Annotated in this window: 17 protein-coding genes; 4 read left to right on the top strand and 13 right to left on the bottom strand. The window is 42.0% G+C overall.

The window, feature by feature from the left end; all coding sequences use genetic code 11:
- Nucleotides 1-3: 3 nt before the first annotated feature.
- The 4 genes from mutL to FHG64_RS17125 are packed head-to-tail and all read left to right on the top strand — an operon-like array spanning nucleotide 4 to nucleotide 4,526.
- Nucleotides 4-1,851, top strand: a complete 1,848-nt coding sequence (gene mutL, locus FHG64_RS17110; RefSeq protein WP_139067529.1) for a DNA mismatch repair endonuclease MutL — start codon at nucleotides 4-6, stop codon at nucleotides 1,849-1,851.
- The gene (locus FHG64_RS17115) at nucleotides 1,852-2,595 is read left to right on the top strand and encodes a rhomboid family intramembrane serine protease (protein WP_139067530.1); all 744 of its coding nucleotides are present in this window, start codon (nucleotides 1,852-1,854) and stop codon (nucleotides 2,593-2,595) included.
- On the top strand, nucleotides 2,595-3,503 hold the full coding sequence (locus FHG64_RS17120; RefSeq protein ID WP_139067531.1) for a rhomboid family intramembrane serine protease: 909 nt from the start codon (nucleotides 2,595-2,597) through the stop codon (nucleotides 3,501-3,503). Before FHG64_RS17115 ends, FHG64_RS17120 begins: the two co-directional genes overlap by 1 nt.
- Entirely contained in the window at nucleotides 3,504-4,526 is a 1,023-nt protein-coding gene (locus FHG64_RS17125; protein WP_139067532.1) for an endonuclease/exonuclease/phosphatase family protein, read from the top strand. It begins immediately after the preceding gene.
- Nucleotides 4,527-4,533: 7 nt separating this feature from the next.
- Here the strand turns inward: FHG64_RS17125 and FHG64_RS17130 are convergent, their stop codons facing one another.
- From FHG64_RS17130 to FHG64_RS17190, 13 genes are all read right to left on the bottom strand, one after another.
- Nucleotides 4,534-5,151, bottom strand: a complete 618-nt coding sequence (locus FHG64_RS17130; protein ID WP_139067533.1) for a WbqC family protein — start codon at nucleotides 5,149-5,151, stop codon at nucleotides 4,534-4,536.
- Between the two features lie 9 nt (nucleotides 5,152-5,160).
- The gene (lepB, locus tag FHG64_RS17135; RefSeq protein WP_139067534.1) at nucleotides 5,161-6,720 is read right to left on the bottom strand and encodes a signal peptidase I; all 1,560 of its coding nucleotides are present in this window, start codon (nucleotides 6,718-6,720) and stop codon (nucleotides 5,161-5,163) included.
- 60 nt (nucleotides 6,721-6,780) lie between these two features.
- Entirely contained in the window at nucleotides 6,781-7,482 is a 702-nt protein-coding gene (gene dapB, locus FHG64_RS17140) for a 4-hydroxy-tetrahydrodipicolinate reductase (protein WP_139067535.1), read from the bottom strand.
- A gap of 10 nt (nucleotides 7,483-7,492) precedes the next feature.
- Nucleotides 7,493-8,104 carry a DUF5683 domain-containing protein gene (locus tag FHG64_RS17145; RefSeq protein WP_139067536.1) on the bottom strand — a complete coding sequence of 204 codons (612 nt, stop codon included), beginning with the start codon at nucleotides 8,102-8,104 and terminating at the stop codon, nucleotides 7,493-7,495.
- Complete coding sequence (locus tag FHG64_RS17150; RefSeq protein ID WP_139067537.1) at nucleotides 8,094-8,996, bottom strand: ParB/RepB/Spo0J family partition protein; 903 nt, start codon at nucleotides 8,994-8,996, stop codon at nucleotides 8,094-8,096. Before FHG64_RS17150 ends, FHG64_RS17145 begins: the two co-directional genes overlap by 11 nt.
- A gap of 3 nt (nucleotides 8,997-8,999) precedes the next feature.
- Nucleotides 9,000-9,764 (bottom strand): ParA family protein, encoded by a 765-nt coding sequence (locus tag FHG64_RS17155; protein WP_139067538.1) that lies wholly within the window; start codon nucleotides 9,762-9,764, stop codon nucleotides 9,000-9,002.
- Between the two features lie 817 nt (nucleotides 9,765-10,581).
- Nucleotides 10,582-11,466: an SDR family oxidoreductase gene (locus FHG64_RS17160; RefSeq protein ID WP_139067539.1), complete on the bottom strand. Its 885-nt coding sequence runs from the start codon at nucleotides 11,464-11,466 to the stop codon at nucleotides 10,582-10,584.
- 404 nt (nucleotides 11,467-11,870) lie between these two features.
- Nucleotides 11,871-13,997 carry a methylmalonyl-CoA mutase gene (scpA, locus tag FHG64_RS17165; protein ID WP_139067540.1) on the bottom strand — a complete coding sequence of 709 codons (2,127 nt, stop codon included), beginning with the start codon at nucleotides 13,995-13,997 and terminating at the stop codon, nucleotides 11,871-11,873.
- A 43-nt stretch (nucleotides 13,998-14,040) separates the two neighbouring features.
- Nucleotides 14,041-15,417: a methylmalonyl-CoA mutase subunit beta gene (locus FHG64_RS17170; RefSeq protein WP_139067541.1), complete on the bottom strand. Its 1,377-nt coding sequence runs from the start codon at nucleotides 15,415-15,417 to the stop codon at nucleotides 14,041-14,043.
- 29 nt (nucleotides 15,418-15,446) lie between these two features.
- Nucleotides 15,447-15,761: an FtsB family cell division protein gene (locus tag FHG64_RS17175; RefSeq protein WP_139067542.1), complete on the bottom strand. Its 315-nt coding sequence runs from the start codon at nucleotides 15,759-15,761 to the stop codon at nucleotides 15,447-15,449.
- Nucleotides 15,762-15,815: 54 nt separating this feature from the next.
- Entirely contained in the window at nucleotides 15,816-16,424 is a 609-nt protein-coding gene (gene udk, locus FHG64_RS17180) for a uridine kinase (RefSeq protein WP_139067543.1), read from the bottom strand.
- Nucleotides 16,425-16,558: 134 nt separating this feature from the next.
- A complete protein-coding gene (locus FHG64_RS17185; protein WP_139067544.1) occupies nucleotides 16,559-17,017 on the bottom strand; it encodes a c-type cytochrome in 459 nt (152 codons plus the stop codon).
- Nucleotides 17,014-18,147 carry a PQQ-dependent sugar dehydrogenase gene (locus FHG64_RS17190; protein ID WP_139067545.1) on the bottom strand — a complete coding sequence of 378 codons (1,134 nt, stop codon included), beginning with the start codon at nucleotides 18,145-18,147 and terminating at the stop codon, nucleotides 17,014-17,016. The genes FHG64_RS17185 and FHG64_RS17190 overlap by 4 nt, the downstream gene beginning before the upstream one ends.
- Nucleotides 18,148-18,434: the final 287 nt, after the last annotated feature.

Raw genomic sequence — 18,434 nt, forward strand, 5'->3', positions numbered from 1 at the left:
TTCATGAGTGATGTTATTCATTTGCTGCCAGATCATGTGGCCAACCAGATCGCTGCCGGTGAAGTCGTACAGCGGCCGGCATCTGTAGTCAAGGAACTCCTTGAAAATTCCATTGATGCCGGGGCGCAGAATATCCAGTTATATATTAAGGAAGCGGGTAAGATCCTTATCAAGGTGGTAGATGACGGTGTAGGGATGAGCATAACAGATGCCCGCCTTAGTTTTGAAAGACACGCTACCTCCAAGATCACCTCGGCCGAAGACCTTTTTAGGTTAAATACCAAAGGTTTTAGGGGAGAGGCACTGGCCTCAATTGCGGCGATTGCACATGTGGAATTAAAGACCAGGAGGGAAACCGAAGAGGTTGGCACCTGTATAAAAATAGAGGGCAGCCATATTACCTCCCAGGAACCTTCTTCAACAGCAAAGGGAACGAGTATTTCAGTGAAAAATTTGTTCTACAATATTCCCGCCAGGAGGAATTTTTTGAAATCTGATACCGTAGAAATGCGGCATATCATAGATGAATTTCAGCGAGTGGCCCTGGCTCATCCCAAAATAGCCTTTTCACTTATCCATAATGCCAGTGAGCTTTTCCAGCTGCCGGGTTCCAATTACAGGCAAAGGATCACCAATATCCTTGGAGGAAAAACCAATGAAAAGCTGGTACCGGTGAATGAGGAGACAGAGATCATAAAAATCTCCGGCTTTGTTGGAAAACCTGAATTTGCCAAACGAACAAGAGGAGAACAATTCTTTTTTGTGAACGACAGGTACATTAAAAGTCCCTACCTTAATCATGCTGTTACTGCGGCTTTTGAGGGATTATTAAAAGATAAGGCATATCCCAGCTATTTTCTCTACCTTACTGTAGATCCCGGGAGCATTGATATCAACATACACCCCACGAAAACCGAAATTAAATTCGATGATGACCACGCTTTATATGCTATATTGCGAAGTTCCATCAAGCACAGCTTAGGCCAATTCAACGTGGCACCTGTCCTGGATTTTGAGAGGGATCCAAACCTGGATACGCCTTACGATTATGAAAACAGGGCAGCATCTAACCCGAAGGTGGAAGTAGACAGGAATTTCAATCCATTTAAACAGGAGAGTGGCAGCAGGAATTTTAGTTCAGGATTCAAAAAGGAAAGTGGCAACTGGGAAAGCCTGTATACCGGCCTGGAAGGTGGAAATACTGAGACAGATGTAGATATAAGGCAAATTGAATTTGAGAGTGAGGAAGTTACAGGGAATCTCTTTCAGGCAGGTAGAACGGAAGAGGTGCAAAACACCACTTTTCAGCTAAACAAGAGGTTTATCATTAGCACCCTCAAAAACGGAATGCTGGTAATTGATCAACACAGGGCCCATACGAGAATCCTGTACGAGGAATTGTTGAAGAGCATTACCGTATCTGCAGCAGTGAGCCAACAATTGCTGTTTCCGCTTATACTTCAGTTTAGTCAGAATGAAATAGCACTTTTAAAAGGCATCAAGGATTCCCTGGAACAAACAGGATTTATTTTTTCTGAAATTAAATCAGATTCCGTAGAGATCACTGGAATTCCCACGACTATATCTGAAAGTGAAGTGGAAATGCTCCTGGAGCAGCTCCTTGCCGATTTTGAGAATGAGGTACCGGAAAATAATTTTTCACAAACCGACCTGCTGGCAAAATCCCTTGCCAAAAGTATGGCTGTGAAAAGCGGGAACCTTTTAAATACCACAGAACAACAACATATTGTAAATGGGTTATTTGCTTGTAAAGAGCCCACATTAACACCCTCCAATAAGCCGGTTTTTATTACCTTGCCGGTAGAGGAACTGGAGAAAAAATTTATGTAAATGGGAAGAATGACAGAGACCGTAAAGGTGCTTTTAATAATTAATGTTATATTTTTTATAGGAACCCTTACGGTAGGTGAATACACCTACAAATTATTCTCCCTTTGGTTTTTCCAGAATGATAATTTTGGGATTTGGCAGGTTATCACCCATATGTTCATGCACGGCAGCTTTATGCATATCTTATTCAATATGTATGCGCTATGGGCTTTTGGAAGCCCAATTGAGCAAATGCTGGGACAAAAGAAATTCCTGTTCTTTTATTTCTCCTGCGGGATTGGTGCGGCACTTATACACAGCCTGGTGAATTATTTTCATGTTCAGTCTGGCTTTAATGAATTGCTCGCGGCAGGGATGACTCCCGGGAATATATATCAAATGCTGGAGACTGGCCAATATAATACCGCAATCCTCCAGGATGTAACCAGGGAAACTTTGGAAGGGATGTATGTGGCCTTTAATACTCCTGCAGTTGGGGCATCTGGAGCCATATACGGGATACTCGTGGCATTTGGGATGTTGTTTCCAAATGTGGAGCTATTCCTTTTATTTGTACCTGTACCAATAAAAGCTAAGATATTTATTCCAGTATTAATTGGAATTGACTTATTTTCGGGGTTTACAGGATACTCATTATTTGGAGGGGGAATTGCTCATTTTGCACACGTGGGAGGAGCCCTGTTTGGTTTTATTATGATGTGGTACTGGAAGAAGAATCAATTTAATCAAAACCGCTGGTATTGATGGGAACAGCAGATAAATTCAGGTATAAATTGCAAACAGCAACAGTGGTCGAGAAACTTATCGCCATTAATGTCATTTGCTTTATCCTGTTTTTTCTTGCCAGGACCATTGCCTTCCTTTTTCAATGGCCAGCAGATTTCCTTTTAGAATGGTTCGTTTTTCCCAAGGAACCGGGAGAATATATCTTTAAACCCTGGTCCATCATTACCTATTCCTTTCTGCATTCAGGAATATGGCATATTTTGTCGAATATGCTAATTCTTTACTATGCCGGGATCTATTTTCTACAATATTTTTCGCCCAGGAAGCTACTAAATTTCTATTTTATGGGGGTTATAATTGGAGCCCTTGTTTATATGCTTAGTTATAATCTCTTTCCGGCTTTTGCAGCAACAGGGAGATCATATTTAGTTGGAGCCTCTGCCGGGGTGATGGCAGTTCTTGTAGGTATTGCGACCCACGTCCCTAACCTAAGAATAAGATTATTGTTCCTGGGGAGTATCAAATTCTGGTATATAGCAGCTTTTCTTGTTCTGCTGGATATTATCCAAATTCCCATTAGCAACTCCGGGGGACATCTTGCCCATTTGGGAGGAGCCCTTTTTGGTTATGTATATGCAAGCCAGCTCAAAAAAGGTAATGACATTGCAGGTGGTTTTGAAAAAGTAATTGCAGGATTCCTGTCTTATTTTGAGAGCGGAAGAAAAACCAAATCCAGGATGAGGACTGTCTATAGAAAACCTTCCAAAGCCAGTAGTACTTCAACTACCACGACCTCCACAAAAATAAGTAAAACAGAGAAGCAGGAAAAAATTGATGCTATTCTGGATAAAATAAGTAAAAGCGGTTATGACAGTTTAACCAAACAGGAAAAGGACTTTTTATTCCAGGCGGGAAAAGATAACTAAATGAAAGGTTTGAAGTTACTGGATAAGCTGCTTTTTATTTTTAATTCCCTCCTGGCGTTTGCCTTACTACTGGCTTATTTGCTGCCGCATATTCCACCAAAGAGCTTTCCGTTCATCTCTGTATTAAGCCTGGGGGTGCCCTTGCTTATATTGGGAAATCTTATTTTTCTGCTCTTTTGGGCGGTGCGATTAAAAAGACAATTTCTATTACCGCTGTTTGTTCTCATTTTAGGCTATAACCATATTCTGTCCTGGATCCAATTTTCTGGCACCGGTGAAAATAGTGACGAGGACCTGAAGGTCATGAGTTACAACGTACGTATGTTCAATGCATATAAGTGGGTGGATGATGATGATATCCCCCAGAAGATCACATCCTTTATACAGGAAAAGGATCCCGATGTGCTTGTTACCCAGGAGCATTATGTGGGAGTGGCGGGATTGCGAAAGATCTACCCCTACAGCTTTATTAAACTCAAGGAAAATGGATCTGAATTTGGATCGGCCATATTTTCCAAATATCCTATAGTAAATGAGCATTCACTGGATTTTCCACAGCGGGGGAATAACAATGCTATCTACGTGGACATTGTGAAGAACGAAGATACTTTAAGGGTGTACAATGTACATTTTCAGTCCTTGAATATTAAACCCGAGATACATGAATTACAAAATGAGGATTCAAAGAAACTCGTGGGAAGAATAGGTAGTGGCTTTAAGGAACAACAAATCCAGGCAGAAATCCTTTTGCACGATATCAATGATTCCCCATACAAAAATATCATCCTGGGAGATTTCAATAACACAGCGTTCTCTTATATATACAGGACGATCAAGGGCGAGAAATACCAGGATGCGTTCCGGGAGTCGGGCAGCGGTTTCAGCCAGACCTTTAATATAAATTATTTTCCTCTCAGGATAGATTTTCTTCTTATAGACCGCGAGATCAAAGTGAATACCTATGAAGTATTCCGCATAAAATATTCAGATCATTTTCCTATTATGGCAAGTATTGCCTGGTAGTGTAGAGCTATAGCTGCTTCAGGTAATTTATTGCATTAGGCCCTTCATTGAACATGAGGTCTAAAATGCTCAGGTTGTGCAAAAAGCCTTCTTTATCCTGGAAAACCTGTGGGTAAGGCTCAATCTCCCGGTCCCTTTTTGCGTTAATGAGGTCACGCCTGTCATTTATTCCTACAGGTTCTTTAATGAATTCTTCCGTCTTCTTATAATTGACTTCCAGTTGCAGGCACTCCAGGACCTTCTCAAAACAGCGGTAATTGAAATCCATTAGGAATTCGGCTTTCTCGTGATAAAGGGGGGCGAGATCATCTTCGTAGAATTCAAAGAAAGGGGAGGTTTGGTAAGCCGATTTCAACGATTTCCAGTGCTGTTTTTGCCAGTCAAAATCATTTTCGATCTTTACGTCCCTGTATTTTTGATGTTGTTTTATCCCGGGGGAATGAAGGTGTTTTATAGGAATATTAAGCAGAAGCCTGCCATTTGCCCCGTAAACATACATCCTGTTACGATAGGTTTGCTTTTGATAATTATCATCATTTTCAAACCAGACAAGACGGGCTTTTACCAGCTCTTTAAAATGAGTGACAGGTCCAAAATAGGGAAGGTGTAACAGGGTTTCGTGCATGCAATTCGCTTAAGAGTCCCGGCGCTTCTTAAAGAAGTTAAAAGCTACTATGATAAGGACGATGATAAGAAAATATGGTAAATAAGAAACTGGATCACCACTGCCGCCCACAGTTGTGAACATACGTTCCCATCGAATTTTATCAAAGCCACCGGCATTCCCGTCAATGCTTAACCAAATGAATACAGGTTTTCCTACGATATGAGTTTCAGGAACAAAACCAAAATAACGGCTGTCAAGACTGTTATGTCGATTATCTCCCATCATATAGTAATAATCCTGCTTAAAGGTATAAGAGTCCACAGGCTGCCCGTTTAGGGTCACCTGGGTGCCGTTGATTCCAAGTTTATTGTTGATATCCATCTCCGATCCTTCATATACCTCGATAAGACGTTTGTAGGTATGAAAATTCTCTGCGGTAAGCGGTGTGGTTACCCCTTTCTTCGGAATGAATATAGGACCCAGGTTATCCACGTTCCAGGAGTTATCTCCCTTCTGCGGAAAAATATCTCCAAAGCCGGTACCCGAAGAATCGATCACTCGCCTTATCGATTCTACATTTGGATGGTTCCTGAATTTTTGAAAGGACTCTTCAGTTAAATGTATCCTGAAGGTGTTGTTTGCCGAATTATACCCATAAGGATCAGTAATATCATACCGCTCATAGAGGTACTGTGGGTTGAAAGGCTGGCCCTTTGTAGTACCCTCATATGAGAACTGAGGCTTGGCCCTGTCAGGCAGTTGCAATGGCTGGGAATTAATATGTATCCTTCCGTTTATTATCCTGAGGGAATCCCCCGGGATTCCAACGGCACGTTTCACGTAGTTGGTCTTTTTATCAATTGGTTTGTAATAATGCCTGTCTGTATGATACATATTCAGCATCGTATCCACGGGCCAGTTGAAAACTACTATATCTGTTCGCTCAATGTCCTGAAAACCGGGGAGACGAAAATAAGGTATCTGTGGTCTTTCTAAATATGATTTTACGCCAAGTCCGGGAATCGTATCATGAACCATTGGGAATGCAACGGCCGTCATAGGGGTTCTTGCGCCGTAATGGAATTTACTTACAAAAAGGAAATCTCCTACCAACAGCGTTTTCTCCAGGGAAGAGGTGGGAATTGTAAAAGGCTGAATGAGGTATGTATGTACCAGCGTGGCGGCAATTACCGCAAAAAGTATGGAACTAACCCATTCTCCTGCCGCTGTTCGCGGCTTTAAACTCCTGTCTTCTATATATTTTACATCCAGAACATAGTTTACATAGAAGATATAGAGTCCAAGAGTGGCAATTACCAAAAAGGTCTCCATCCCGCTGTTCCTTCCAAAACTTCTAATGGTCTCTACCCAAACTACCGGGATCATTATGAGGTTCACAATGGGAATGAACAGCAGGATCACCCACCACCAGGGCCGGTTAATGATCTTCATCAGGATCACCGCGTTATAAACGGGAACTGCTGCCTCCCAGGCACTGCGGCCGGCTTTTTTATATAATCTCCAGGTACCTAAAAAATGTATAACCTGTATTATTAGGAAAAAAAGGAGCCATTGGGTTATTGTCATAATCTTATTTTTTCATGCTATAGGTGTCTTTTGCACCTCAACTGTTACAAATCAATTTCGTTACCCAATGGAAAGAACATCTTTCATGGTAAAGATCCCTTTTTTATCTTTTATCCATTCGGCTGCTATAACTGCTCCAAGGGCAAAACCCTGTCTTGAATGGGCTGTGTGTTTAATCTCGATGGTATCAACAGGGGACCTGTAGGAAATTGTGTGGGTTCCCGGGACATCCTCAATCCTTTTTGCTGTTATCTTGATCTCATCCTCACCTGCATTATCAAGCTGCCAACCCTTTTTTGAGGAGTTGTCAATAATTTGTTCAGCCAGGGTTATTGCAGTACCGCTGGGAGCATCCAGTTTTTGAGTGTGGTGTATCTCTTCTATATCTACCTCATATTCCCTGAAAGGGGAAATAAGCTTTGCGAGATTCCTGTTAAGTTCGAAGAATAGATTTACACCAATACTAAAGTTGGAAGCATAGAGAAAAGAACCATCTTCACTTTTACAAATTTCAACTGCCTTGCCATAATCTTCCAGCCAGCCTGTAGTCCCGCTTATCACAGGAACTTTACTTTTAAAACACCCGGTGATATTCTCAAATGCTGCAGTGGGAACACTAAAGTCTATTGCTACATCGGCCAGTAAAAGATCCTGCTCCTTGATGTTTCCGGTGGATCTAATTACAATTTCGTGGCCGCGTTCTATGGCTATCTTTTCAATGGTTTTTCCCATTTTTCCGTAGCCAAGCAATGCTATCTTCATATTATTCTTACTAAAAATTTAAATTGAGGGAAAGACCATATCCGGTCTTACCCGTAAATTCATCAAAGTTGACTGATGGTCGTAAAGAAAGGTCCTCGCTCACGTTAAACTGCGCCAAATGGGCATCAACGTTGGCGTCAATAATGTTGAGGGCATAAATTCCAACTGTAACCAGCAGGGATATTTCCTTGTTACGGGCATAAAAGCGCTGGGCACGGATCAATCCATCATTTGTCACCAGTTCCACGCCGTCATTTCGAATGAACTCATCATCCCGGTGACCTTCCAGCCTTCTCTTATATATTGAACGGTAACGGTCATACTTCTGATCATTGTCAATATAGAAATAGATACCCACTCCCAATCCTGCGTACGCAATAGGAATTTTCCAGTATTTTTTATTATATGCCTGTCCAAGGCCGGGAAGAATGGCTGAATAAAATGCGGCCCTTGCAGGCGCCAGGGGATCATAATCCAGATAATCCTGCTCCGGCTGCTGTTCTTCTACCATAGCCTCTACGGGTGGAGGTACGGGAGGAATAGCAAGGGTATCTTCCTGTGCATTTATAAATAAGGGCAACAGCAACAAAATTATTGCCGAAAGGTGTTTTTTAAGCCTCACCCTGGATTAGTTTTTTAATGCGGTTGAAATCTTCTTCAGAATTAAAAGGAATTATTAATTTTCCTTTTCCTTTGGCTGCCACTTTTATATCTACTTTGGTTCCAAGATAATCTGTGAACTCCTTAATGCCTTTTTTAAATTCCGTAGGCATCGGTTTGGTTTTGGCAGCTGCCTTTGCAGGGGTTGCCCCGCTTATTTCCCTTACCAGTTTTTCAGTATCCCGTACAGAGAGAGATCTCTCCAGGATCTTTTCATAAATATCAAGCTGTACTTGGGGGTCCTCTATATTAATTAGCGCCCGTCCATGTCCCATGGACAAAAAGCCATCCCTCATTCCTGTTTGAATGATAGGATCCAGTTTCAATAATCTAAGGTAATTGGCAATAGTAGACCGGTTTTTTCCCACCCTTTCACTCAACTGCTCCTGGGTGAGGTTGATCTCGTCTATTAATCTTTGGTAGGATAATGCGATCTCAATAGGATCAAGGTCCTGCCGTTGTATATTCTCAACAAGGGCCATTTCCAGGGACTCCTGATCATTGGCGATCCTTATATAGGCCGGGATTGTCTCAAGTCCAATTAGCTTGGATGCGCGAAAACGTCGTTCTCCCGATACTAACTGATATTTGTTGAATTCCAGCTTCCTTACGGTAATAGGCTGTATAACTCCCAGTTCCTTAATCGAAGAAGCCAGCTCCCGAAGGGATTCTTCATTAAAACTTGTTCTTGGCTGGAAAGGGTTCACTTCAATAGAAGTAAGTTCCAGTTCCACAATATGGCCTACAAGTTTATCTGCATTCTTATCCTCAGCACTTTTTATATCCTGTTCAGGATCCTTCAGCAAAGCTGAAAGTCCTCTCCCTAAAACTTGTTTTCTGGTAGCTTTCGCCATCTTCTATGAGTTTTTCTTGATAATTTCGTGCGCCAGGCTCAAATAATTGGTCGCACCTTTACTTCCCGCGTCATAATTAATAATACTCTCACCATAACTTGGGGCTTCACTTAAACGCACATTTCTTTGAATGATTGTTGTGAATACCATCTCATTAAAGTGTTTTTGCACCTCTTCCACCACCTGGTTGGATAATCTAAGACGGGAATCATACATTGTTAGCAATAAACCTTCTATATCCAGGGTCTTGTTATGGATCTTCTGTACGCTTTTAATTGTATTGAGCAATTTTCCCAGACCTTCCAGCGCGAAATATTCACATTGGATGGGTATTATAACAGAATCTGATGCTGTTAAGGCATTAAGGGTAAGTAATCCCAGCGAGGGGGCGCAATCTATAAGAATATAATCATAACTTTCCTTAAGATGCTCTATGGCCTTCTTAAGCATATATTCCCGCTCATCCTGGTCTACCAGTTCAATTTCAATAGCAACAAGGTCTATATGGGCAGGGATGATATCCAGGTTAGGGGAGTTGGTCTTCATAATTGCTTCTTCAGCTTTTATGGAGTGTTCCAGAAGTTGATAAGTACCCAACTCTACCTCTTCTACATTGATTCCAAGACCTGAAGTCGCGTTGGCCTGGGGGTCTGCATCTATCAATAGTACTTTTTTCTCAAGAACTCCCAGGGAAGCCGCCAGATTCACGGAAGTGGTAGTTTTTCCTACCCCTCCCTTTTGGTTTGCAATAGCAATGATTTTACCCATTAATTATTATCGGTTTTTAAAAGGTAAAAATACAATTTATTACAGGTTTAGAAAATGATTTTGTTAACAGCTTATACAGGAAAGGGAAAATTTGGTCTTTATATTGGTAGATTGGCTGGTGGGGCGGGTTTGGGCCAACTTGCAGGAGTAGTTGGAGTGGAATCAAGAGACAAGAACCAGGAGACAAGATGGGAAAGTTGCCAGTTGTCAGTTATCGGTTGTGAGTTTGAAAAAGAGGAGAGTGGAGAGAGGATAGTCTGGACTCAGGCAATTTAGATCTTATAGTGGAGTTAGAAGATTCAAATAGTCGTGCTACCGTCACTTCGAGCGTTTTTTCTGACCGATAGGGAAAGAAAAAATGTATCGAGAAGTCTTTCGAGTTCGATTTTCTAAAGGATCTCGATACCATTTTTGTATTTATATGTGAGATCAATCCTTCGTCAGGATGATAATTTAAGGGGGTAATTATGAAAGTGCTGAAGAGGCCACTAAACCCCAAACACCAAACAAACATGCCGCAGGCAGGTGATAAACTACGAACTTAGTTCAGCCGACCCTCACCCCTCGTCTCTCGACTCCCGGATTTATGACCACTGTTATCCGATAAAATTATCTAAAGTCTTCCTTAACCTTTTCTAGATATAGTAAGTGGATAATGCAACCTCAACCAGGGGTTGTTTTGAATCTACTATAGTTTAGGAAATTTCAAGTTATCCAGCAAAAATTAAGGAACTAATTTCCAAACACTTAGAATTTAGTCTAGTTTCTAAATTCTAGTAGCGCAGCGGTCAAGACTCTATTCCCGGAAAACAATGATTTACGATTCCCTCTTCTTCGATTTGATCATCGCTTCCAGCTGGTCCCACATTTCCTCCGGGATTGCTTCGAGTAAGTTGAATTGTCCTGCACCTTTAAGCCATTCTCCGCCGTCTATGGTGATCACTTCTCCATTTACATAAGCAGAAAAATCTGAAACCAGATATGCCGCGAGGTTTGCCAGTTCCTGGTGCTCGCCCACACGCTTTAGCGGTACTTTTTTGGCGAGGTCGAATTTTTCTTTAAGGTCGCCCGGAAGAAGCCTGTCCCAGGCACCTTTGGTAGGGAAGGGGCCGGGGGCGATTGCGTTGGATCTTATTCCATATTTTGCCCATTCCACTGCGAGGGATCGTGTCATTGCAAGTACCCCTGCTTTTGCTGTGGCACTTGGAACAACGTAGGCAGATCCTGTCCAGGCGTAGGTGGTTACGATGTTAAGTACGGTTTTATCTTTTTCCTTTTTATCAATCCAGTGCTTTCCAAATGCAAGGGTGCAGTTCTTACTTCCTTTTAAAACAATATCTATGATAGTATCAAAAGCATTAGCGCTTAGACGTTCTGTAGGAGAGATAAAATTTCCTGCGGCATTGTTCAGCAAGCCGTTAACCACTCCAAATTTTTCTACTGAAGCTTTCACCATCGCCTCCACTTCGTCATAATTCCGCACATCACATTGCACGGGCAAAACTGTGCCTCCGGTTTTTTCTTCCAGCTCTTTGGCAGTATTTTCCAGTTTTTCTATGTTCCTGGAGGTGATCACCACATTGGCTCCCAGTTCCAGGAAATAAGTGCTCATCGCCTTACCAAGGCCGCTCCCGCCACCTGTTACTACTATGGTTTTGCCTTTTAAAGCGTCGTCTCTAAGCATTTTTTTTGTATAGTCCATGATTTAGTCGTTAGTCTTTAGTCGTTAGTTGGTTTTCTGTTTTCTGTTTTCTGTTTTCCGTTGGGGTTAGCCACGAATGCACGAATGTTTTTATCTTTATCACTTTTTTCAATTAACGAGAACAAGCTTCCTTTTTTCGAGGTTATGAGTATTTAACCACAGAGTTATTGGAGTTTTAAAAGGAGTTTCACGGAGTTTTTTAAGCCTCCTGAGTGCGGGGCTGCCTTACCACTTTTTTCAACCTACAACCCACAACCCGTCCAAACTATCCTCTCTCCACTTTCCACTTTCCACCCTCCACTTTTTTCAACCGACAACCGACAACCGACAACTGACAACCTTTTTCAACCTACAACCTACAACCTACAACTGACAACCGACAACCGAAAACTGATAACTCATTTTTAGTCAATTAAAATTTCGAGTAATTGAATTGCCGCTTCACTAATTTTAGTGCCGGGTCCAAAGACTGCTACGGCTCCTGCATCAAAAAGGTACTGGTAATCCTGGGAAGGGATCACCCCGCCAACGATCACCATAATATCTTTCCTATCCAGCCTTTTGAGTTCTTCAATCACCTGGGGAACCAGGGTTTTATGTCCTGCAGCCAGGGAGGAGACACCAAGTATATGCACATCATTTTCTACTGCCTGTTTCGCTGCCTCGGCAGGAGTTTGGAATAGCGGACCAATATCCACATCAAAACCAAGATCGGCATACCCTGTTGCCACTACCTTGGCACCACGATCGTGGCCATCCTGTCCCATTTTTGCTATCATAATTCGTGGACGGCGGCCATCCTGTTCTGCAAACTTATCTGCCAGTTCCCGTGCTTTATGAAAAGAGGTATTGTCTTTCATTTCTTTTGAATAAACCCCGCTAAAAGATTGAATTTTTGCTTTGTACCTGCCATAAACTTCTTCCAGGGCGTCACTTATTTCTCCTAAGGTAGCTCTTTCTCTTGCAGCATCCACAGCCAGTGCCAGCAAATTTCCCTCACCCGTTTTCGCGGCAGTTGTAAGTGCCTGCAGGGTATTTTTTACATTTTCAGTATTTCGCTCTTTTTTTATTCTTTCAAGTCTTTCCACCTGTTGTAAGCGCACCGTTTGGTTATCTACCTCCAGGGTCACAAGCGGATCTTCTTTATCGAGCCTGTACTTGTTTGTCCCTACAATAATATCGGTTTCACTGTCTATGCGAGCCTGCTTTCTTGCAGCTGCCTCTTCTATTCTCATTTTAGGAATTCCGGCTTCAATCGCTTTTGTCATACCGCCAAGACCTTCAACCTCTTCAATCAGTTTCCAGGCTTTTTGAGCGATGTCGTGGGTGAGGCTTTCAACATAATAGCTTCCGGCCCATGGATCCACCGTACGGGTAATATTGGTTTCCTGTTGGAGGTATAATTGCGTATTTCTTGCAATTCTTGCTGAAAAATCTGTTGGCAGGGCGATGGCTTCATCCAGTGCATTTGTATGAAGGCTTTGAGTTCCTCCAAAGGCTGCCGCGGCCGCTTCGATACAGGTACGGGCAACGTTGTTGAAAGGATCCTGCTCTGTTAAACTCCATCCGCTGGTTTGGGAATGCGTACGCAGCGCCAGGGATTTTTCATTTTTAGGATGGAACTGTTTCACCAGCTTTGCCCACAACATTCTTGCGGCCCTCATTTTGGCGATCTCCATAAAATGGTTCATTCCAATTCCCCAGAAAAAGGATAAACGGGGCGCGAAGGTATCTATATCCATACCCGCTTCAATGCCTTTGCGAATGTATTCCAACCCATCGGCCAGGGTATATGCAAGTTCAATTTCTGCGGTAGCTCCGGCTTCCTGCATATGGTATCCCGAGATACTTATGCTGTTAAAGCGAGGCATATTCTTAGATGTAAATTCAAAAATATCTGAAATAATCTTCATCGAAGGAGTAGGAGGGTAGATGTAAGTATTCCTCACCATAAACTCCTTTAAAATATCATTTTGAATGGTCCCGGATAACATTTCGGGTTTTACCCCCTGTTCCTCTGCAGCTACTATATAAAAAGCCATTATTGGTAGAACGGCTCCATTCATTGTCATGGAGACACTCATTTTATCAAGCGGGATCTGGTCGAAAAGTATCTTCATATCCTCTACAGAGTCTATCGCCACTCCGGCTTTTCCCACATCTCCAACTACACGCTCGTGATCACTGTCATACCCGCGGTGTGTAGGAAGATCAAAAGCTACAGAAAGACCTTTTTGACCTGCCGCCAGGTTACGGCGGTAAAAGGCATTGCTTTCTTCAGCAGTTGAGAATCCCGCGTATTGCCGTATGGTCCAGGGCCTGCTTACATACATAGTGCTGTAAGGCCCGCGCAGATAAGGAGGGATCCCGGCTGCAAAATTCAAATGTTCTGCTTCTGCTATATCCTCTTTCGAATATTCGGGTTTTAAAGAGATCTCTTCTGCAGTCTCAAATCTCTCATTGGATATTTGTCCGGATTCTGCAGAAATCGATTTTTTCAGGCTTATATTTTGAAGGTCTTTACGAGACATTTTTTTGAATTTAAACTATTTGAAATATTGAGAGCAGGACTTCTTATTCCTCTTCCTTTTCCAGTCTTCCCTGTTCATATTTTTCTGCCAGGCGCCGCTCTAATATTGGCTGAATTAAAGTTTTTCGCGGATTCTTCTTTAAGAAGGGAAATAACTCCAGCTCCCCCTTCATCCGGTCATCGGGATTGGCATATTTATTCGTGCCTATGAGCACCAGCTCTCCCTTATCAAATTCTTCCTGTTCCTTTTGAGCACTTTCTGAAATTTTTCTCTGGATCACTCCTTCTTTTAGCTGACTTAAAAATCCGCCGGCTTTTTCGATGTCTTTAAAGATCTCCAGGGCTTTTTCAGCAAATTGTGTAGTGAGGCTTTCTATATAATAAGAGCCTTCTGCCGCATTAGAAACCTTGTCCAGGTAACTTTCATTCTTTAGGACCAGGAGTTGGTTCCTTGCTATCCTGTCACCAAATTCATTGTTCTTGTGATAGATCGCGTTATACGGTGAGTTGTAAACCGCATTTGCACCCCCTAAAATCGCACTCATACTTTGGGTGGTGGTGCGAAGGAGGTTAACATTATAATCATACAGCGTTTTATCTCTTTTGGTGGGTTGGGAGAGGATAAAGCAATCCTCCTTTGCATCATATTCAGAAGCAAGGCTGGCGTAAAGGATCCTTAGAGCCCTAAGCTTGGCAATCTCAAAAAAATAATTTGGGCCGGTAGTGGTAAGAAACTGAATGTTAAGATCTTTCAGTTCGGTTTTATACCTATAATGGTTGAGATATTCATTAGCATGAGCCAGTGCATAAGCAAGTTGCTGGGGGATTGTTGCACCTGCATTTTGGTAAAGCGTGGTGTCTACACTCACTGCTGAAAGAAATTGCTTTTGCTGAAGCACCTTCTCCAGGATCTCATGATCATTCCTAAGATCGGTATACCAGTTGCCGCTGCGAGCAAGATTCCCAATAATATCGAGGTGTAAAAAGACCTCTACATTCTTCTGCTGAAAAAAAACAGCAAGATTCTTCAGGTATTTCTCTGAAAGGAATTGAAATTCCAGGTGCACACTTATTTTTTCAAGCGGAAGGTTTTCCAGTAGTTTTTCGACCGACGTTTCTTCAGAAGGAATGATGAACCAAAGACTTTCAGCTCCCTTCTTTAATACCTCGAGAGCTCTTCGGCTACTTATTTCTACAGAAGCAACAAAGATCTTTTCAACTATCTCCCAGTTCTTTGGAGAGAGAACTTTTGCAGGTTCAGAAACATCTTCAGCAGTATAAAAAGGTTTTACATTTATCCCGTCCCTGCTGTGATAGATCAATTCCTCATTATAATCGGCTCCTTTTAGATCGTACTGGATTTTTTGTTTCCACTGTTTGGCAGTGACATCTTCAAATTCCTGAAATAAAGGTTGGCTCATTTTTAGTTATTTTGTCTAAGTGAAGTTATTTACCGAATAGTATCATATTCGATGATGAAAATATCCTCATTGGGACGTTTCATATAATAATTTTGTCTGGCATAATTCTCCAGCTCAAAGGAATCATTGAGTTTTTCAATAACAGTCCTGTCCTTTGCGATCTCTTTTTTATAATACTCCTTATTGCTCTGTAACTCATTGATCTCCTGGTCCAGCTCATGGTGGATAAGCCAGGAGTTGCTGTCCAGGAAAAACATCCAGAAGGCAAAAATGAGCAGAATAAGAACATAACGGTTGCTCAGGATCCTGAACCATCTTTTATTACGGATGTCTTTTAATTTCATTGCCTGGGATTATTTTTAGGATCGGGAATTTTCCAGATGGATAAAGATACAAAATTAGGATAATCTGTCTTTTATAATTGTTTGCACAATATCAACAGCTACGGTATTATAGCGGTTTGTAGGAATAATAATATCTGCAAATTCCTTGGTGGGTTCTATAAATTGCTGGTGCATAGGCTTAAGGGTGGTTTGGTACCTCCACAAAACTTCATCCAGGTCGCGGCCTCTTTCATTGATATCTCTTTTAAGCCTGCGAATAAGCCGTTCATCACTATCTGCATGCACATAGATCTTGATGTCGAACATATCCCTCATATCTGCGTGCGTTAGAATAAGGATACCTTCCACAATAACAACCTTACGGGGGTGGATGGTGCGCGTTTCCCCGGTGCGGTTATGTTCTGTAAAGGAATATATTGGTTCTTCGATAGAATTACCTGCTTTAAGCTCCTTTAGATGGGACACCAGGAGGTCAAAATCGATCGATTTGGGATGATCAAAATTTATCTTTTTCCTTTCTTCAAAACTAAGATGTGTGGTGTCCTGGTAATAGGAATCCTGGGAGATCACATCTACTTCTTCATTCTTTAATTCTTCAATGATCTGTTTAACAACCGTGGTTTTCCCACTTCCGGTTCCCCCTGCTATTCCAATGATGAGCATATTTTTTTAATTTTTGCCAAAGTTAATTAATCCTGTTGGAATAGGGGAGTGGGATATTTTTGAAATTCAAATTGCTTACAAAAAAAGAGAGACCGGTTCGCGCCGATCTCTCTATAATTATAATAAGATATTATTTATTTCTCAAGCGCAGCAACCTCTTCCTCTGTTACCATTTTTTCAATGTTGTTGCTCCAGGAGTTGTTGATATAGTTCATAACATCTGCCACCTCCCGGTCGGTAAGGCCAAGATCTACCATAACACTGTTATACTTTTCGCCATTAACTTCTATAGGGCCTCGCAGACCATATTTTACCGCGTGGATGCTTTCGTTGCGTTTTTCGGTTAACCAGTCTGAATTATCAAGGGGTGGGAAAGCGCCGGGAATCCCTTTGCCATTATTAAGATGACAGGTGACACAAAAATCATTATAGACTTCCTTACCCCGTTTATAACTATCGCTTTGCTTTACCTGGTTGGATGCTGTAGCAGGGGAATTCCCCACCTGTACATAATCATCTCCTTCTTTATTCTCACCATTAGATTTACAGCTTAATAGCGCTGCAACCAGGAATAATTTTAGAACTATTTTCATTCTTGAGTCTTTTCTACTTCTTTTTCAACAAGTTTCACAATTCCCAGATCTTCAACAGAAACATATACAGTACCATCTGGTGCCTGCTTTACATCTCTAACCCGGCCTATATCTTCAAGAAGTTTTTCCCTTCGCTCTACGCTTTCCCCATCCAGGACCACATGTTCCAGGTAACGGAATTTAAGTGCTCCCACCAACAGGTTTCCTTTTAGGGTAGGATATTTATCTGATGTAACAATAGCGAATCCACTTGGGGCAATTGACGGGGTCCACTGGTAAATAGGATCTTCCATTTCAGGATTTGAAGTTTGGTCGCTTATGGCTCCGCCCCCATAATTTTCCCCGTAGGTTACTACAGGCCAGCCATAGTTTTCACCTTTTTTGATAATATTGATCTCATCCCCGCCTTGTGGTCCATGTTCATGAACCCAAACTTCCCCTGTATCGGGATGAAGGATCATTCCCTGCGGATTCCTGTGCCCATAGCTGTAAATCGCCTCTTTTGCATTCGACTGTCCTACAAACGGGTTGTCCTGCGGGATACTGCCGTCATCATTGATCCTGTAAATTTTCCCGGCATCCCGGGTTATATCCTGCGGATTCTCATCCCGGTTACCCCGGTCTCCAATGGAGAAATAAAGGTATCCATCTTTGTCAAAAACCATCCTGGAACCAAAATGTTGTCCTCTGGTGGTATTTGGGGTAGCTTTATAAAGCACTTCCAGATCTGTGAATTGAGTACCACTAAGTTTTGCACGGGCTATAGCGGTATTTCCCCCGTCTCCCTCTCCTTCGCTGGAGGCATAGCTCATATAGATCCAGCCGTTCTCTTCATAATTGGGATGAAGGATGATATCAAGAAGGCCTCCCTGGCCACGAACGTAAACCTCTGGCCCACCGGTGAGCTGTTGTTTGTTTCCGTCTTTAAAATGGAGGATCTCCCCATTCTTTTTAGTGATAAGCATACTACCATCTGGCAGGAAGGTCATTCCCCAAATAATTTCCTGTTCCTCAACCACTACTTCGTGATCAATGGTGGTATTGGCTTCTTCAATAGTAGTATCTTTTTGTGCACAGGCAATTATGCTGAAAAATGCCGCGCTAAATAAGCAAAGTAAACTCGATTTCATATATAAAAATTTTGAGGCATAAGTTATGAAAAAACCCGCTGAAACCTTCAAAAACTTGTGTTAAGAGGATGAAAGGAAGATTTTGGTGGTATTCCAGTAAAGATCAGGAAACAAGAAACAAGAGACAAGAATCAAGAAACCAGGAAACAAGAACCAGGAAACAAGAAAATTAGGTAAAGAGAAAAAAACTGACGATTCCAGGTTCATTATGGTCCGGCTAAAGAGTCTAGACCGCTTACGCTGCTGGAATATAGAACCTGGACTAAAATCTACACGTATAGAAAACA

The sequence above is a fragment of the Antarcticibacterium flavum genome, assembly GCF_006159205.1.
GTDB classification, from domain to species: domain Bacteria; phylum Bacteroidota; class Bacteroidia; order Flavobacteriales; family Flavobacteriaceae; genus Gillisia; species Gillisia flava.

Coding starts and splice junctions, on each gene's coding strand:
- FHG64_RS17115 (WP_139067530.1), top strand. CDS start 1,852: ATGGGAAGAATGACAGAGACCGTAAAGGTGCTTTTAATAATTAATGTT.
- scpA (WP_139067540.1), bottom strand. CDS start 13,997: ATGTCTCGTAAAGACCTTCAAAATATAAGCCTGAAAAAATCGATTTCT.
- FHG64_RS17150 (WP_139067537.1), bottom strand. CDS start 8,996: ATGGCGAAAGCTACCAGAAAACAAGTTTTAGGGAGAGGACTTTCAGCT.
- FHG64_RS17190 (WP_139067545.1), bottom strand. CDS start 18,147: ATGAAATCGAGTTTACTTTGCTTATTTAGCGCGGCATTTTTCAGCATA.
- udk (WP_139067543.1), bottom strand. CDS start 16,424: ATGCTCATCATTGGAATAGCAGGGGGAACCGGAAGTGGGAAAACCACG.
- FHG64_RS17125 (WP_139067532.1), top strand. CDS start 3,504: ATGAAAGGTTTGAAGTTACTGGATAAGCTGCTTTTTATTTTTAATTCC.
- lepB (WP_139067534.1), bottom strand. CDS start 6,720: ATGACAATAACCCAATGGCTCCTTTTTTTCCTAATAATACAGGTTATA.
- FHG64_RS17175 (WP_139067542.1), bottom strand. CDS start 15,761: ATGAAATTAAAAGACATCCGTAATAAAAGATGGTTCAGGATCCTGAGC.
- FHG64_RS17155 (WP_139067538.1), bottom strand. CDS start 9,764: ATGGGTAAAATCATTGCTATTGCAAACCAAAAGGGAGGGGTAGGAAAA.
- dapB (WP_139067535.1), bottom strand. CDS start 7,482: ATGAAGATAGCATTGCTTGGCTACGGAAAAATGGGAAAAACCATTGAA.
- FHG64_RS17130 (WP_139067533.1), bottom strand. CDS start 5,151: ATGCACGAAACCCTGTTACACCTTCCCTATTTTGGACCTGTCACTCAT.
- mutL (WP_139067529.1), top strand. CDS start 4: ATGAGTGATGTTATTCATTTGCTGCCAGATCATGTGGCCAACCAGATC.
- FHG64_RS17160 (WP_139067539.1), bottom strand. CDS start 11,466: ATGGACTATACAAAAAAAATGCTTAGAGACGACGCTTTAAAAGGCAAA.
- FHG64_RS17120 (WP_139067531.1), top strand. CDS start 2,595: ATGGGAACAGCAGATAAATTCAGGTATAAATTGCAAACAGCAACAGTG.
- FHG64_RS17170 (WP_139067541.1), bottom strand. CDS start 15,417: ATGAGCCAACCTTTATTTCAGGAATTTGAAGATGTCACTGCCAAACAG.
- FHG64_RS17185 (WP_139067544.1), bottom strand. CDS start 17,017: ATGAAAATAGTTCTAAAATTATTCCTGGTTGCAGCGCTATTAAGCTGT.